Genomic DNA, 244 nt, shown 5'->3' on the forward strand with positions numbered 1-244 from the left:
CACTAAAAATTGCTATCCAGAAATCGGGTAGGTTAAACGAAAAATCCGTAGAAATATTAAAAAATTGTGGTCTTTCTTTCGAAAACTATAAGAGCTCGCTGATATCAACTGTTCAAAATTTTCCTTTGGAAATCCTTTTTCTTCGAGACGATGATATCCCGGAGTATGTTCAGGATGGTATTGCCGATTTGGGTATTGTTGGGGAAAATGTAATCACCGAAACTAAAGCTGGGGTAGAATATCT

At 36.5% G+C, this 244-nt stretch carries 1 protein-coding gene; it reads left to right on the forward strand.

What is annotated here, in order from left to right; all coding sequences use genetic code 11:
- The coding region (locus AC0IW9_RS31695) for a type 2 periplasmic-binding domain-containing protein (RefSeq protein WP_471652251.1) at positions 1–244 on the forward strand (244 nt) is incomplete at both ends.

The organism is Belnapia sp. AC561 (assembly GCF_979252845.1).